This is a genomic window from Candidatus Methylomirabilota bacterium (genome assembly GCA_035709005.1).
In the GTDB taxonomy this organism is placed as follows: domain Bacteria; phylum Methylomirabilota; class Methylomirabilia; order Rokubacteriales; family CSP1-6; genus 40CM-4-69-5.
Genome location: DASTFB010000061.1, coordinates 1 through 13,907 on the forward strand (window position 1 = coordinate 1; position 13,907 = coordinate 13,907).

General features: G+C 70.3%; 13 protein-coding genes. 10 read left to right on the forward strand and 3 right to left on the reverse strand.

What is annotated here, in order from left to right; genetic code table 11:
- The 4 genes from VFR64_09645 to VFR64_09660 all read left to right on the forward strand — a co-directional run.
- On the forward strand, positions 1 to 1,177 hold a 1,177-nt coding region (locus VFR64_09645), incomplete at its 5' end, for an efflux RND transporter permease subunit (GenBank protein HET9489999.1).
- Between the two features lie 23 nt (positions 1,178 to 1,200).
- Positions 1,201 to 1,575, forward strand: coding sequence for a hypothetical protein (locus VFR64_09650; protein HET9490000.1), 375 nt, complete (start codon positions 1,201 to 1,203; stop codon positions 1,573 to 1,575).
- Entirely contained in the window at positions 1,568 to 2,425 is an 858-nt protein-coding gene (locus VFR64_09655) for an alpha/beta hydrolase (GenBank protein HET9490001.1), read from the forward strand. The genes VFR64_09650 and VFR64_09655 overlap by 8 nt, the downstream gene beginning before the upstream one ends.
- Before the next feature lie 15 nt (positions 2,426 to 2,440).
- The gene (locus VFR64_09660; protein ID HET9490002.1) at positions 2,441 to 3,190 is read left to right on the forward strand and encodes a 3-oxoacyl-ACP reductase family protein; all 750 of its coding nucleotides are present in this window, start codon (positions 2,441 to 2,443) and stop codon (positions 3,188 to 3,190) included.
- Between the two features lie 3 nt (positions 3,191 to 3,193).
- On the opposite strand, the gene VFR64_09665 is transcribed toward VFR64_09660, so the two are convergent.
- The gene (locus VFR64_09665; protein ID HET9490003.1) at positions 3,194 to 5,542 is read right to left on the reverse strand and encodes a xanthine dehydrogenase family protein molybdopterin-binding subunit; all 2,349 of its coding nucleotides are present in this window, start codon (positions 5,540 to 5,542) and stop codon (positions 3,194 to 3,196) included.
- A gap of 92 nt (positions 5,543 to 5,634) precedes the next feature.
- Between VFR64_09665 and VFR64_09670 the strand changes: the two genes are divergently transcribed.
- Positions 5,635 to 6,555 (forward strand): acyl-CoA thioester hydrolase/BAAT C-terminal domain-containing protein, encoded by a 921-nt coding sequence (locus VFR64_09670; protein ID HET9490004.1) that lies wholly within the window; start codon positions 5,635 to 5,637, stop codon positions 6,553 to 6,555.
- Positions 6,556 to 6,574: 19 nt separating this feature from the next.
- Here the strand turns inward: VFR64_09670 and VFR64_09675 are convergent, their stop codons facing one another.
- A complete protein-coding gene (locus tag VFR64_09675; GenBank protein ID HET9490005.1) occupies positions 6,575 to 7,441 on the reverse strand; it encodes an aldo/keto reductase in 867 nt (288 codons plus the stop codon).
- Positions 7,438 to 8,367, reverse strand: a complete 930-nt coding sequence (locus tag VFR64_09680) for a kelch repeat-containing protein (GenBank protein ID HET9490006.1) — start codon at positions 8,365 to 8,367, stop codon at positions 7,438 to 7,440. The genes VFR64_09675 and VFR64_09680 overlap by 4 nt, the downstream gene beginning before the upstream one ends.
- 112 nt (positions 8,368 to 8,479) lie before the next feature.
- Here VFR64_09680 and VFR64_09685 point away from each other — a divergent pair, with 112 nt between their 5' ends.
- Genes VFR64_09685 through VFR64_09705 form a run of 5 tightly spaced genes read left to right on the forward strand, consistent with a single transcriptional unit; the run spans position 8,480 to position 13,878 of the window.
- Positions 8,480 to 10,069: an ABC transporter substrate-binding protein gene (locus VFR64_09685; protein HET9490007.1), complete on the forward strand. Its 1,590-nt coding sequence runs from the start codon at positions 8,480 to 8,482 to the stop codon at positions 10,067 to 10,069.
- 34 nt (positions 10,070 to 10,103) lie between these two features.
- Positions 10,104 to 11,024, forward strand: coding sequence for an ABC transporter permease (locus VFR64_09690; GenBank protein ID HET9490008.1), 921 nt, complete (start codon positions 10,104 to 10,106; stop codon positions 11,022 to 11,024).
- Positions 11,025 to 11,029: 5 nt separating this feature from the next.
- Entirely contained in the window at positions 11,030 to 11,920 is an 891-nt protein-coding gene (locus VFR64_09695) for an ABC transporter permease (protein ID HET9490009.1), read from the forward strand.
- Between the two features lie 7 nt (positions 11,921 to 11,927).
- A complete protein-coding gene (locus VFR64_09700) occupies positions 11,928 to 12,917 on the forward strand; it encodes an ABC transporter ATP-binding protein (protein HET9490010.1) in 990 nt (329 codons plus the stop codon).
- Positions 12,910 to 13,878: an oligopeptide/dipeptide ABC transporter ATP-binding protein gene (locus VFR64_09705; GenBank protein HET9490011.1), complete on the forward strand. Its 969-nt coding sequence runs from the start codon at positions 12,910 to 12,912 to the stop codon at positions 13,876 to 13,878. Before VFR64_09700 ends, VFR64_09705 begins: the two co-directional genes overlap by 8 nt.
- Positions 13,879 to 13,907 lie beyond the last annotated feature (29 nt).

Sequence of the window (13,907 nt, forward strand, 5' to 3'; positions counted from 1 at the left end):
GATCCGGATCGGCGGCCAGCTCACCAAGGCGCTCTACCAGTACACGCTCCAGAGCCCGGACCTCACCGAGCTCTACCAGTGGGCCCCGCGCCTCCAGGAGCGCATCCGCGCGCTCCCGATGCTGACCGACGTCAACTCGGATCTGCAGATCACGAGCCCCCAGGTGGTCGTCAACATCGACCGCGACCGGGCGTCGTCGCTGGGCGTGACGGCCGACCAGATCGAGGACGCGCTCTACAGCGCCTACGGCTCGCGCCAGGTCTCGACCATCTACACGCCGTCCAACCAGTACTGGGTCATTTTAGAATTGGAGCCGCAGTACCAGCGGGATCCCACGGCCCTGGAGCGGCTCTACGTGCGCTCGAGCAGTGGGCGCCTGATCCCGCTGGGCGCGGTGGCCACGCTGACGCCCGGGCTGGGACCGCTCACGGTGCAGCACCTGGGCCAGCTGCCCGCGGTCACCATCTCGTTCAACACCAGGCCGGGCGTGTCCTTGAGCGATGCCGTGGCCCAGGTGCAGGCGGTCCAGCGGGAGCTGGGGGTGCCCGCGACGCTGAGCACCACCTTCCAGGGCACGGCCCAGGCCTTCCAGGACTCGCTGCGCGGGCAAGGGATGCTCCTGCTCATCACCGTCCTCGTCATCTACCTGGTGCTGGGCGTGCTCTACGAGAGCTTCATTCACCCCCTCACCATCCTCTCGGGCCTGCCCTCGGCCGGCGCCGGAGCGCTGCTCACGCTGATGTTGTTCGGGGCCGAGCTGAACGTCTACGGATTCGTCGGGATGATCATGCTCGTCGGCATCGTGAAGAAGAACGCCATCATGATGATCGACTTCGCGCTGGAGGCCGAGCGGGCGGGGGCCGCACCGGCCCAGGCGATCTATCAGGGCTGCCTGCTGCGCTTCCGGCCGATCATGATGACGACCATGGCGGCGCTGCTCGGGGCCTTGCCCATCGCGCTCGGCATCGGGGCCGGCGCCGACGCCCGGCGCCCGCTGGGCCTGGCCGTGGTCGGCGGCCTGCTCGTCTCCCAGCTGCTCACCCTCTACATCACGCCCGTCCTCTACCTCTACATGGAGTCGGTCCAGAAGCACCTGGCCGCGCACCCCGTCTCGCGCATCTTCTTCTGGCGCCGGGCGCGGTACGGCCCGCAGCCGAGCCCCGCCGTCCAGTCCTGAGTCCGCCCCGGATCGGCGCTATCATGGGCGCCGTGCTCGAGGGGCTCGCGGAGCTGGTCAATGGCAACGAGGCCCTGGTGCGTCGCGGCCGCTACCTGACCACGACGTTCCTGGTCGAGACGGGCGACACGGCGTGGCTGGTCACGGTGATCGAGGGGCGGATCGCCCGCCTCGAGCGGGGGCCCTTTCTCATGCGGCAGTGGCGCTTCGCGGTGCGCGCTTCCGCCGAGGCCTGGCGGCGGTTCTGGGAATCGGTGCCCGCGCCGGGCTATCACGATCTCTTCGCCATGGCCAAGCTGGGCCAGGCCCGGATCGAGGGCGATCTCCAGCCGCTGATGGCGAACCTGCGCTACGTCAAAGAGGTGCTGGCGGCACCGCGGAAGCACGGGCGTGGCTGACCCCGGGCTGGAGCCCATCGTGGGACGGTATCTGCGCCTCACGCTGCAATCGCGGCCGCACCGGCTCTACTTCGAGGAGGCCGGACAGGGCATCCCGCTGGTGTGTCTGCACACCGCTGGCTCCGACGGGCGCCAGTTCCGCCATCTGATGACCGACGAGGCGATCACCCGGCACTTCCGCGTGCTGGCGTTCGACATGCCCCGGCACGGCAAGTCGCTGCCGCCCGTCGGCTGGCAGGACGACGAGTACCGGCTCACCGCCGCGGGGTACGTCGAGATGATCCGCAGCTTCTGCCAGGCGCTGAGCCTGGAACGGCCCGTCGTCCTCGGTTGCTCGATCGGGGGCAAGATCGTGCTCCACCTGGCGCGCGATCACGCCCCCGAGTTCCGGGCGCTGATCGGCCTCGAGGCGGCCGATTATCAGGCCCCGTGGTACGACGACACCGGGTGGCTCCACCGGCCCGATGTCCACGGCGGCGAGGTGAGCGCCGCGCTCATGTCCGGGCTCATCGCTCCCCAGAGCCCCAGCGAGGCGCGCTGGGAAACCCTGTGGGGGTACATGCAGGGCGGCTCCGGCGTGTTCAAGGGCGACCTGTACTTCTACCGGGTCGACTCCGATCTGCGCGGCCAGCTCGGCGGTGTCGACACGGCGCGCTGCCCCCTCTACCTCCTCACCGGAGAGTACGATTTCTCGTGCACGCCGGACGACACCGCGCGCACGGCCGCACAGATCCCGGGCGTCAAGCTGACGGTCATGGAGGGGCTGGGCCACTTTCCGATGAGCGAGAATCCCGACCGGTTCCGGCGGTATATTCTACCGGTCCTGGACGAGATCCGGGCGCTGAAGTAACTCGAGGAGGCTTCCATGCGGCTCAAGGACAAAGTCGTCATCATCACCGGCGGCGCCCAGGGGATCGGCCGGGCCTATTGCCTGGGCGCGGCGACGGAGGGAGCACGCGTCGTGGTGGCCGACATCGCCGACCCCACGTCCACCGTCAAGGACATCGAGGCCCTAGGCGCCCAGGCGCTGGGCGTCGTCTGCGACGTCTCCCGCGAGGGGGACACGCAGCGCCTGGCCACCGAGACCCTGGCCCGGTTCGGCCGCATCGACGTCCTGGTGAACAACGCCGCCGTCTACGGCACGCTCAAGCGCCGACCGTTCATGGAGATCCCGGTGGAGGAGTGGGACCGGGTGATGGCGGTCAACCTCCGCGGGTTGTTCCTCGCCTCGCGGGCCGTGTTCCCGACCATGAAGGCTCAGGGCAAGGGCAAGATCATCAACATCGCGTCGTCCACGTTCTTCAAGGGCGTGCCGCACTACATCCACTACACGACCTCCAAGGGCGGCGTGGTGGGGTTCACGCGGTCCCTGGCCCGGGAGCTCGGCGAGTTCGGCATCCGGGTCAACGCCATCTCGCCCGGGTTCACCCTGAGCGGCGAGAACGAGAAGAACATCTCCGAGGAGCGCAAGCAGGAGAACATCCGCATGCGGATGCTCAAGCGCGCCGAGGTCCCCGAGGACATCGTGGGCACGCTGATCTTCCTGGCCTCGGATGACAGCGACTTCATCACCGGGCAGACCATCCTCGTGGACGGCGGCGGCGGCGTGCACTGAGCCCTAGCGGGCCTCCCGGAGCGCGCGCCAGACCCGCTCTGGCGTCACCGGCATGTCGAGGTGGCGGACGCCGAACGGGGCCAGCGCGTCGTTGACTGCGTTGAGCAGGGCCGGCAGCGCGCCCACCGTGCCGGCCTCCCCCACACCCTTGGCTCCCAGCGGGTTGATCTTCGTGGGGACCTCGTACGAGTCCACGTCGAAGGCGGGGACGTCGTCGGCCCGCGGCATGGCGTAGTCCATGAACGAGCCGGCCAGGAGTTGCGCCGTCTCCCGGTCGTAGGCGAGGACCTCGAACAGGCCTTGACCCAGGCCCTGGACCACGCCACCGTGGATCTGGCCCTTGACCAGCATGGGGTTGATCATGGTGCCGACGTCGTCGACCACGGTGTGGCGCACGATGCTCACGACGCCCGTTTCGGGGTCGATCTCGACCTCGCACACCTGGCAGCCGTTGGGGAAGGTCACGGCGGGCGCCGCGAAGGCCGCCGTCTCGCTGAACCCGGTCTCCATTCCGGCCGGCATCTGGCGCGGTTGATAGGCGGTCCTGGCTACGGCGGCGAGGGCCACGCCCTTGTCGGTGCCGGCCACGAGGAAGCGGCCGTCGCGGAACACGACGTCCTCGGTGGCGGCCTCCAGCAGGTGGGCGGCGATCCGACGGCCCCGCTCGATGATCTTCTCGGTCGCCCGCACCACCGCGGAGCCGCCCACCGTGAGGGCGCCCGAGCCGCCGTTGCCGCGTCCAGCGCCGAGCAGATCGCTGTCGCCCCAGAGGACCTGGATGCGCTCGGGCGGCACGCCCAGCCGGTCGGCCACGATCTGGGCGAAGGCGGTCTCGTTGCCCTGGCCCATCGACGTCGAGCCGGTGTAGAGCGTGACCGACCCGTCGGCATTGACGCACACCCGGGCCGTGTCGGGGTTGGGGCCGCTGTAGGGACCGCCGGCGACCTCGATGGGGTTGGCGATGCCGAGCCCGCGCAGCTTGCCGCGCTGCCGCGCCTCGGCGCGGCGCGTCTCGAAGCCGGCCTGATCGGCGAGCGACAGGGCCATGCCCATGCCGCGCGCGAAATCCCCGCAGTCGTAGGTGAACACCAGGCCGGTCCTGAAGGGCATGGCGGTGGAGGGGATCAGGTTGCGGCGGCGTAGCTCGAGCGGGTCGATCTTCAGCTCGCCGGCCGCCACGTCGATCACGCGCTCGATCGCGTAGGTGGCCTCGGGCCGGCCGGCACCACGATAGGGGCCCGTGGGCGTCGTGTTCGTGAAGACGCCGGTGGTCTGCACGTGGATGGCCGGCGTGGTGTACACGCCGGCCAGCCCCCCCACGTTGTTCGTGCCCGGCCCCGCGCTGCGCTGGGTGAGGTAGGCGCCGACGTTGAGGGCGATGCCCACGCGCAGGCCCAGGAACTTGCCGTTGGCGTCCAGGGCCAGCTCCGCCGTCGACACGTTGTCGCGCCCGGCCTCGTCGCTGACGAACCCCTCGCGGCGATGCGACGCCCACTTCACCGGCCGACCCAGCCGGCGCGCCGCCCACAGCACCAGCACCATCTCGGGATAGACGCCGTTGCGCATCCCGAAGCTGCCGCCCACCTCGGCCGTCACGACGCGCATCTGGCTGTGCGGGACCTTCAGGATGTCGGCGAGCAGCCCCCGCACGATGTGCGGGCCCTGGATGCCCGTGTACAGGGTGTAGCGCCCGGCGCGCCGGTCCCACTCGCCGGTGGCGGCGCGCGGCTCCAGCGGGGCTGCGGCCACACGGGTGACGACGAAGTCGAGCCGCGTCACGTGGGCCGCACCCTCGAAGACGCGGGCCACGGCCTCGCGCGAGCCGGCTTCCCACACGAAGGCGACGTTGTCCGACGCCTCGTCCCAGACCGCGGGCGCCCCCGGCCGCAGCGCGTCCGCCGCGTCGGCGACGGCCGGGCGCGCCGCGTAGTCGACGGCGACCAGCTCGGCGGCGTCGATCGCCTGCTCGCGGGTCTCGGCCACGACCAGCGCGACCGGGTCACCCACGTGCCGGGCCCGCCGGTGGGCCAGCGCCGCGCGGGGCGTGGGGAAGGCCGGGGAGCCGTCGCGCCGCTTGCGCAGGCGGTCGGTCGGCAGCGTGCCGACGCCGTCGGCCACGAGGTCGGCGCCGATGAAGACGGCCACGACGCCGGGGGCCGCCCGGGCCGCCGCCGTGTCGATGCCCCGGATGTCGGCGTGGGCGTGCGGGGAGCGCACGACGACGGCGTGGGCCTGGCGGGGCAGGCTCCAGTCTTCGGAATATCGTCCCAGCCCCTGCACCAGGCGGGGGTCTTCCAGGCGCATCACCGACTGCCCGATGGCGAACTTCTCGGCCTTGACCGGCTCACTCACTGCGCGATTCCTCCCCGATGATGGTCCTTGCCCTGCGGGGTGGTCTGATGTATCCCCTCGGCTGCGAGAGGATACTACGAGGGAGGAGCGCCATGAGCCGGCAATCCGCCATCGATCCCGAGCGCGTCGTCATCACCGAGCCGGTGCCGGGCTCGACCATCCCCGTGCAGCTCATGTACGTGCCCACGCTGGATGGCCTCTATACGCCCATCGGCCTGCGGCGCCCGCCCGGCGACGGCCGTGCGCCGATCGTGCTGCTGGCCTCCGGCAACGGCGGCGGCGGAATGCCGTGGGTGCGGGAGGCCGTGCGCAACCGTGGCTACATCATGGACCGGCTGCTGGACGCGGGGTACGCGGTCGCCTGGCTGCGCTACCGCGCCGAGGTCGAGCTCGGCTACAACAAGGGCGGCCGTCTGGTGGAGGACATCCGCCAGGGACGCCAGCTGCTCAACCGCTCGCCGCTGGAATACGAGGACGAGATCGACGTCATCACGTTCGTCAAGACGCTGCCCTTCGTGGACCCGGACCGCGTGGGGCTGGCCGGCGTGAGCCACGGTGGCGAGATGATCTTCAAGATCGCCAGCGAGTACCCTGGCGTCGCCGCCGGCGTGGCCTGCGAGCCGGCCAACCACGAGTTCCTCGACCTCACCCCCGACGCCACCGCGCACGTCAAGCCCCAGACCCAGATGCGTGATATCGAGGAGATGCAGATGCGCGAGGTGCAGAAGGTGCGAGCGCGCATCAACGAGCGGGTAGCCCGCGAGCGCATCCGCGGCATCCGCACCCCCATCCTGGTTCTGGGTCGCGACACGGATCACCTGCAGGGGATCTTCCGCGTGAGCTACGACCTCCTGCGGGAGGAGGGCAAGACCGCCGAGTGGGCCTCCTACGACCACCCCCTGCACGGCTACCTCTTCCCGTTCCGCGGCGCCGACGGCGCCTACGCTGTCGATCGCGCGCAGGAGGCGGCGATCGATCTCGCCATCGACTTTTTCAGACGCCAGATGAAGTGACGGACGGCAGCGGCGCCCCTCAGGTGCCGATGCCGAACAGCGTCGTCATCCGCGTGGCGTCGAGCATCGCCGCCATCTCCTCGTCCGCGGGGCGTCGGGAGAAGCGACTGGCCGCGTCGAGGAAGGCCGGCAGCACGGTGAGGTCGCCCGCCGTGTTGAGGAAGACCCCCGGCACGCCGAGGGCCCAGTGCACCGCCCGATCGACGTCTGCGGGCTCCGTGAGGGGCTGGTACCAGGTGGTATGTGTCCGGTCGGCGGTGGCCCAGGGCCCGCGGGCGACGGCCTTGATCACCTGGACGGCGACGTTGCGCTCCCGGCACAACGCCAGCAGCTCCTCGAACTCCTTTCGGTAGCGCTCGTTCTGGGCCATCAGGAAGTTGTAGGGCAGCAGCACGGAGTCGAAGTCGAAGCGGGCGAGGCTCCGCTTGTGCATGGCCGCGATGTTCCAGCCGTGCCCCGTCACGCCGATGAACCGGACCAGTCCCTGCTGGCGGGCCTCGGTCAGCGCCTCCAGGGCGCCGCCCGCTCCCATGGCCTGGTCCCAGTCGTCGGGATGGCCCAGCGAGTGGAGCTGGATCAGGTCGACCCGGTCGACGCGTAGCCGCTCGAGCGAGCGGTGGAGATCGTCGCGAGCCCCCCGGGCCGTCCGGCTTCCCGTCTTGGTCGCCAGGAAGAAGTCCTTGCGGTGGCGGGCCATCCACGGCCCGATGCGCAGCTCGGAGTCTCCGTAGCGGGCCGCGGTGTCGATGTGGTTGACGCCGTAGCGGAGCAGGAGGTCCAGGGCGCGGTCGGCGTCGGCCTGGCTGGCCCTGGCCAGCGCCGCCCCGCCGAACAGCGCGGCGGTGCTCGAATGTCCGGTGCGTCCGAACGGTCGGCGCTCGATCATGGCATCAACACCTCGTTGGCGCGTGAGGAGGATCCGCCCGGTGTCGGTCCCCCCGAGATGACGAAGATGCGCCGGCCTACCACCGCCGCGCCCAGTCCGTGCCGCGCCGTCGGCATCGGCGCCCACGCGGTCCAGGCGTCGGTGGAGGGCTCGTAGGCCTCGACCTGATCGAACGTGCCGGCAGGCGCTTCTCCGCCGAAGACGAACACCTTGTCGGCCAGCGTCACGGCCGCGATCCCGCTGCGCGGGGTCGGCAGCGGGGCTCGTGCGCGCCAGCGATTCGTGCGGGGGTCGTACTCCTCGTTCACGGCCAGGTTCCGCGCGTAGCTGCCGTCGACGCGGCCGCCCACGACGTAGAGGCGACCGTCGACCACTGCGGCGGCGTGGTGATCCCTGGGCGTGGGCAGTGGGGCGAGCCCCGTCCAGCGATCGGCGGCCGGGTCGTAGACCTCGTGGGCGGCGGTGTTGCGACGCCCCGGCCCGGCACCGCCCACGGCGTGGATGCGGCCATCGAGGACCGCGACGGCGAGGGCCCCGCGCGCGGTCGGCAGGGGCGGGCCCGTTCGCCACTGGTCGGCACCGGGGTCGTAGATCAGGGTGCTGGCCACCGGCTGCCAGCTCTCGGTGTAGCCGCCGACGACGTACAGCCGGTCGCCGAGGACCACGGCCCCGGCGTGGTTGAGATTCGCGGGCGGCGCCGCCCGCTGTCGCCACCGGTCGGCCGCGGTGTCGTACTCCAGCAGCGCGCCGCTGCCGCCGAAGCCGCCCACCACGAAGATGCGACCGTTCAGCGCGGCGACGGCCACCTCGGTGCGCGCCTCCGGCATGGAGGCGGCCTGCACCCAGCGTCCTGGCGGTCCGCCGGCAGCGGCCCCGGCCACGGCTACGATGCCGACTGACGCGGCGGCGAGCCCTCCGAGCCTCATCGGTCCTCCCTTTCCAGCCGGATCGTACCGCCACATGGCCTGGCCGGCTATTGACAACATGCCGCAGCGGCCCCAGGATGGCCGGAACCTACGGGGTTCTGAGGAGACGACTATGAGGAACGTGCCCGCTCGAGTGGCTCGCCTGGCCTCCCTGTCGCTGGTTGTCGTCCTGTTCGTCGCCCTGCTCGGTCCCGGTGTGGCCGGAGCGCAGCAGCTCGTCGTGGCAGGGGCGCCACCGATCCACGAGGTGACCATGCCCCACCTGGGCGCGCAGTCCTCGAAGCTGCTCACCCGGCCGGTCTACGAGCACCTGGTGGAGGTGGACCCCGTCACCTGGGACTACAAGCGTCCGATGCTGGCCGAGCGCTGGCAGGTCTCTCCGGACGCCAAGACGTGGACCTTCTTCCTGCGCCGCGACGTCCCCTTCCACGGGGGTCACGGCGACTTCACGGCCGAGGACGTGAAGTTCTCGCTCGAGCTGCTCGCCGGCAAGGATTCGCTGGCCAGCACCACCGCCTTCTGGCGGAAGACGCTCGACCGGGTGGAGGTGGTCGATCCCCACACCGTCCGGCTGCACCTCAAAGCCTCCAACCCCGACCTGCTGTTCGAGCTGTCCAACGGCCGCGAGTCGCAGATGCTCTCCAAGAAGTACGTGACCTCGGTCGGGGTGGACAAGGCCAGCTCGAAGCCGGTGGGCACCGGCCCCTACGAGATGGTGGAGTGGCTCAAGGGCGAGCACATGAAGTTCCGGGCCGTCAACAAGCACTGGCGAGTGGTCCCGCAGTTCAAGGAGCTCGTCTACAAGTTCGTGCCCGAGGACGCCACCCGGGTGGCCGCCCTCCGTACCGGCGACGCGGACATCATCGAGCTGCCGCGGAGTCTCAAGAAGGAGGTCCAGGGGGCCGGCTTCGAGGCGCGGCGCTCGCTCTGGCCCGGTATCGTCGTGTTCGGCCTGATGGGCGGGCAGTACTCGAAGGAACGGCCGACCTTCAATCCCAAGGTTCCCTGGCTGGACAAGCGCGTGCGCGAGGCGATGAACCTGGCCATCAATCGCCAGGCGATCGTCGAGCACCTGTTCCTGGGCGAGGCCAAGGTGAACATCGTGCCCATCGTCCCGCCGTGGGTGAAGGAGTTCAGCAATCCGGCCTGGAAGCCGTACCCGTACGACCCGGAGCGGGCCAAGAAACTGCTGGCCGAGGCCGGCTACCCCAACGGCTTCACCGCCGAGTGGCGGGCCTATCTCCTGAGCGGCGTCCCCGAGCTCGTGTCGGCCTCCGAAGCCATTCAGATCGACCTGGCCAAGGTCGGGATCAAGCTCGAGCTCAAGCTGGTCGAGTACGCCGCCGGCGTCCGCCCCGACGCCCGGGCCCGGAAGCTGACCGGCATCGGGCTCCTGCACCGCACGGGCATCCCGCCCATCCCCGGCAGCCAGATGGCGATCTTCTTCTCCAAGGCCGGGATCCTGGGCGGCGTCGAGCTGCCGGAGATCGAGGACCTGTTCTCGCGGCTCGACAGGAGCGCCGATCCCGCGGAGCGCGCGAAGATGGTCCGGGCCATCGGCGACATCATCTACTCGGGCTACCACGCGGTCCCCCTCGTGGACCTCTATCCGCTCTTCGGGGTCAACCAGAAGAAGGTCGGGGACTGGAAGACGACGGGGTACTACGGCTTCACGCACCTTGAATACGCCCAGAAGAAGTAGCGACCGGCGGGCCGGCTGAACGCGGACCGGCACGATGCAGCGCTATCTGCTCCAGCGGCTGCTCCAGGGCGTGCTCACGATGTTCGTGATCTCCCTGATCGTGTTCCTGCTCGCTCGGCTGTCGGGAGATCCGCTGCACATCATGCTGCCCGAGGAGGCCACGGCCGAAGACTACGCGAGCGCCGCCAAGAAATGGGGGCTGGACCGGCCCTTGCCGACCCAGTACCTGGCCTTCGTCGGCAACGCGCTGCGCGGGGACCTGGGCCGGTCGATCCGGCTGAGGCAGCCGACCCTGGAACTGGTCCTCGAGCGTGTCCCGGCCACGCTGCAGCTGGCGGGGGCGGCGATCGCGGTGAGTCTGCTCATCGCCATTCCCGTCGGGGTGCTGTCGGCGATCCGGCGCGGTGGCCCCCTGGATTACATCGGCAAGGCGGTGGCGCTGACGGGGCAGTCCATGCCCAGCTTCTGGCTGGGCATCGTCCTGATCTGGGTCTTCGCCGTCATGCTGGGGTGGCTGCCCGCGTCCGGCCGCGGGGGCACCGAGCACTACATCCTGCCGGCCATCGCGCTGGGGTGGTACCAGGTGGCGGCGGTGATGCGGCTCGTCCGCTCGGCCATGCTAGACGTGATGGACAGTGAATACGTGAAGCTGGCCCGCATCAAGGGCGTCGCCGAACGCTGGGTCGTGTGGAAGCACTGCCTGCGGAACGCGGCCATCCCCCCGCTCACGTATATCGGGTTCGTGGTGGCGGTGCTGCTCACGGGCTCGGTGGTCATCGAAACCGTGTTCTCGTGGCCGGGGATCGGCCTGCTGGCCATCGACGCCGTCCGCTACCGCGATTTTCCGCTCGTGCAGACGATCGTCCTCATCTATGCGGCCAAGTTCGTGATCATCAACCTGCTGGTCGACGTGCTCTACGTCTACGTCGATCCCAGAATCCGCTTCCAGCGATAGGGCCGATGGCGATCGCGACGGCTCGGGTCGAGGAGAGCGCACCGGGAACGGCGGAGGGCAAGGCCAGGCGCCACACGTCGGTCATCGTGTTCGTGGCGGTCCTCCTGGTCATCCTGGTCATTCCGGCGGTGCTGGCGCCGTGGCTGTCGCCCCACGACCCCCTGGAAGGGCGCCTGGCCCAGAAGCTCAAGCCCCCCGCCTGGCTGGCCGGTGGCACCTGGGAGTTCCCGCTGGGCACCGACCCGCTGGGACGGGACATCCTGAGCCGGCTCATCTGGGGCGCCCGGGTCTCGCTCTCGGTGTCGCTGGTGGCCATCGTCATCGGCGGTCTGGTGGGCACGGTGCTGGGACTGGTCGCCGGCTACTTCGGCGGCTGGACCGACACGCTGATCATGCGCGTGGTCGACGTGGCCTTCTCGCTTCCCACGATCCTGCTGGCCCTGGTTCTGGCCGTGGTGGTGGGGCCGAGTTTTCAGACCGTCATCGTCATCGTCGCGCTCCTGCTGTGGGCGCGCTACGCCCGGCAGGTCCGCGGCGAGGTCCTGTCCGTACGGGAGCGCGACTTCGTGGCCCAGGCCCGGATCGCCGGGTGCTCGCATCTGCGCATCATCTTCGGTCACATCCTGCCCAACGTCAGCAACACCCTGATCGTGCTCGCCACGTTGCAGGTCGGCTACGTGATCCTGCTCGAGGGCACGCTCTCCTTCCTGGGCGTCGGCATTCCGCCCCCGTCGCCGGCGTGGGGGCTCATGGTGGCCACCGGCCGGGGACTGATCGTCTCCGCGTGGTGGGTGTCGTTCTTTCCCGGGTTGGCCATCCTCGTGACGGTGCTCGTGCTGAACCTGCTGGGGGACTGGCTGAGGGACCGTCTCGATCCGAGACTCCGGCAGGTCTGACGCCCGCATGAGCGTGCCGCTCCTCGAGGTGCGCGATCTGCGCACCTGGTTCTTCACGCGTTGGGGCGTGGTGAAGGCCGTGGACGGCGTGAGCTTCGCCGTTCACCAGGGCGAGACCCTGGGCATCGTCGGCGAGTCGGGGTGCGGCAAGAGCATGACCGCGCTTTCCGTCCTCCGTCTGGTCCCCCGGCCGGGGGGGCGCATCATGGGCGGCCAGGTGCTCCTCGAGGGCGACGACCTGCTGGCCAAGAGCGAGCGCGAGATGCGGCGCATCCGGGGCAGCCGCGTCTCGATGATCCTGCAGGATCCGATGAGCTCGCTGAACCCGGTCTTCACCATCGGCGATCAGGTGGCCGAGGCGCTGCGCATCCACCAGCGCCTGGACGGGTCGCGGCTCTGGGCCACCGCGCGGGACATGCTCCGCCGCGTGCGGATTCCCTCGCCGGAGCTCCGGCTGCGCGCCTACCCCCACCAGCTCTCGGGCGGGATGCGCCAGCGGGTGGTCGGGGCCATCGCGCTGTCCTGCCGGCCGCGGGTCCTCCTCGCCGACGAGCCCACGACGTCGCTGGACGTGACCATCCAGGCGCAGTACCTGCGCCTGCTCAAGGAGCTGCAGCAGGAGATGCGGCTGGCCCTCGTCTTCATCACCCACGATTTCGGGATCGTGGCGAAGATGTGCGACCGGGTCGCGGTGATGTACGCCGGCCGTATCGTGGAGACGGGGGACGTGCGAGAGATCTTCAACCGGCCACGGCATCCGTACACGCAGGCCCTGCTCGCCTCGGTGCCTCCGCTCGAGTCGCGTGTCGAGCGCCTGGCCTCGATCGAGGGCCAGCCGCCGCCGCTGCACGCGCTGCCGCCGGGGTGTCCCTTCGTGCCTCGCTGCGCTCACGCCCGCACGGTGTGCCGCCAGGAGTATCCGCCCGTGGTGGCGGCCGGCCACGACGACGGACACCGCGCCGCCTGCTGGAAGGTGGCCGAGCGCTGGGATGGGTGAACCCGTCCTGGCCGTGCGGGGCCTCGTCAAGCACTTCCCGGTCAAGCGCGGGGTGATGGTGAGCCGGGTCGTCGGGCAGGTCCGGGCGGTGGACGGCGTGAGCTTCACCGTGGGCCGCGGCGAGACGTTCGCCCTGGTCGGCGAGTCGGGGTGCGGCAAGACCACGACGGCGCGGGTGATCCTGAAACTGGAATCGCCGACCGAGGGCACGATCCACGTCCTCGGCCAGGACATCACGAGGCTGCAGGGCCGCGAGCTGCGCGCCCATCGGGCCACGATCCAGGCGGTCTTCCAGGACCCGTGGAGCAGCCTCAATCCCCGCAAGCGGGTGCGCGCCATCGTCGGCGAGCCACTGATCGTCAACCGCGCGCTGCCTCGAACCCAGGTGGCCGCCCGCGTCGCCGAGCTGCTCGATCAGGTCGGGCTGTCGCCCCAGAGCGGCGACCTCTACCCTCACGAGTTCAGCGGCGGCCAGCGCCAGCGCATCGCCATCGCGCGAGCCCTGGCCCTCAACCCCGCCCTCGTCGTGCTCGACGAGCCGGTGTCGGCCCTCGACGTCTCCATCCGCGCGCAGATCATGAATCTGCTGCGCGACCTGCAGCAGCGGCTGGGGCTGGCCTACCTGCTCATCGCCCACGACCTGGCCACCGTCCGCTACATGGCCACCACCGTGGGCGTGATGTACCTGGGGCGTCTGGTCGAAGAGGCCGAGGCCGAGGAGCTGTTCACGCGCCCCAGCCATCCCTACACCCGGGCCCTGCTATCGGCGGCGCTGCCGTCCCATCCGGACGTCAAGCGGGAGGAGGTGATCCTGGCCGGCGAGGTCCCGAGCCCGCTTCAGGTTCCCCCGGGCTGCCGGTTCCACACCCGCTGCCCGTCGGTGTTACCCCAGTGCAACGAGGTCGATCCGGAGGTCCGCGAGCTCGTCCCCGGCCACCGTGTCGCCTGCCACCTGTACTGAAGCGTCAGCCGTCGGCGATGTCGATCAGG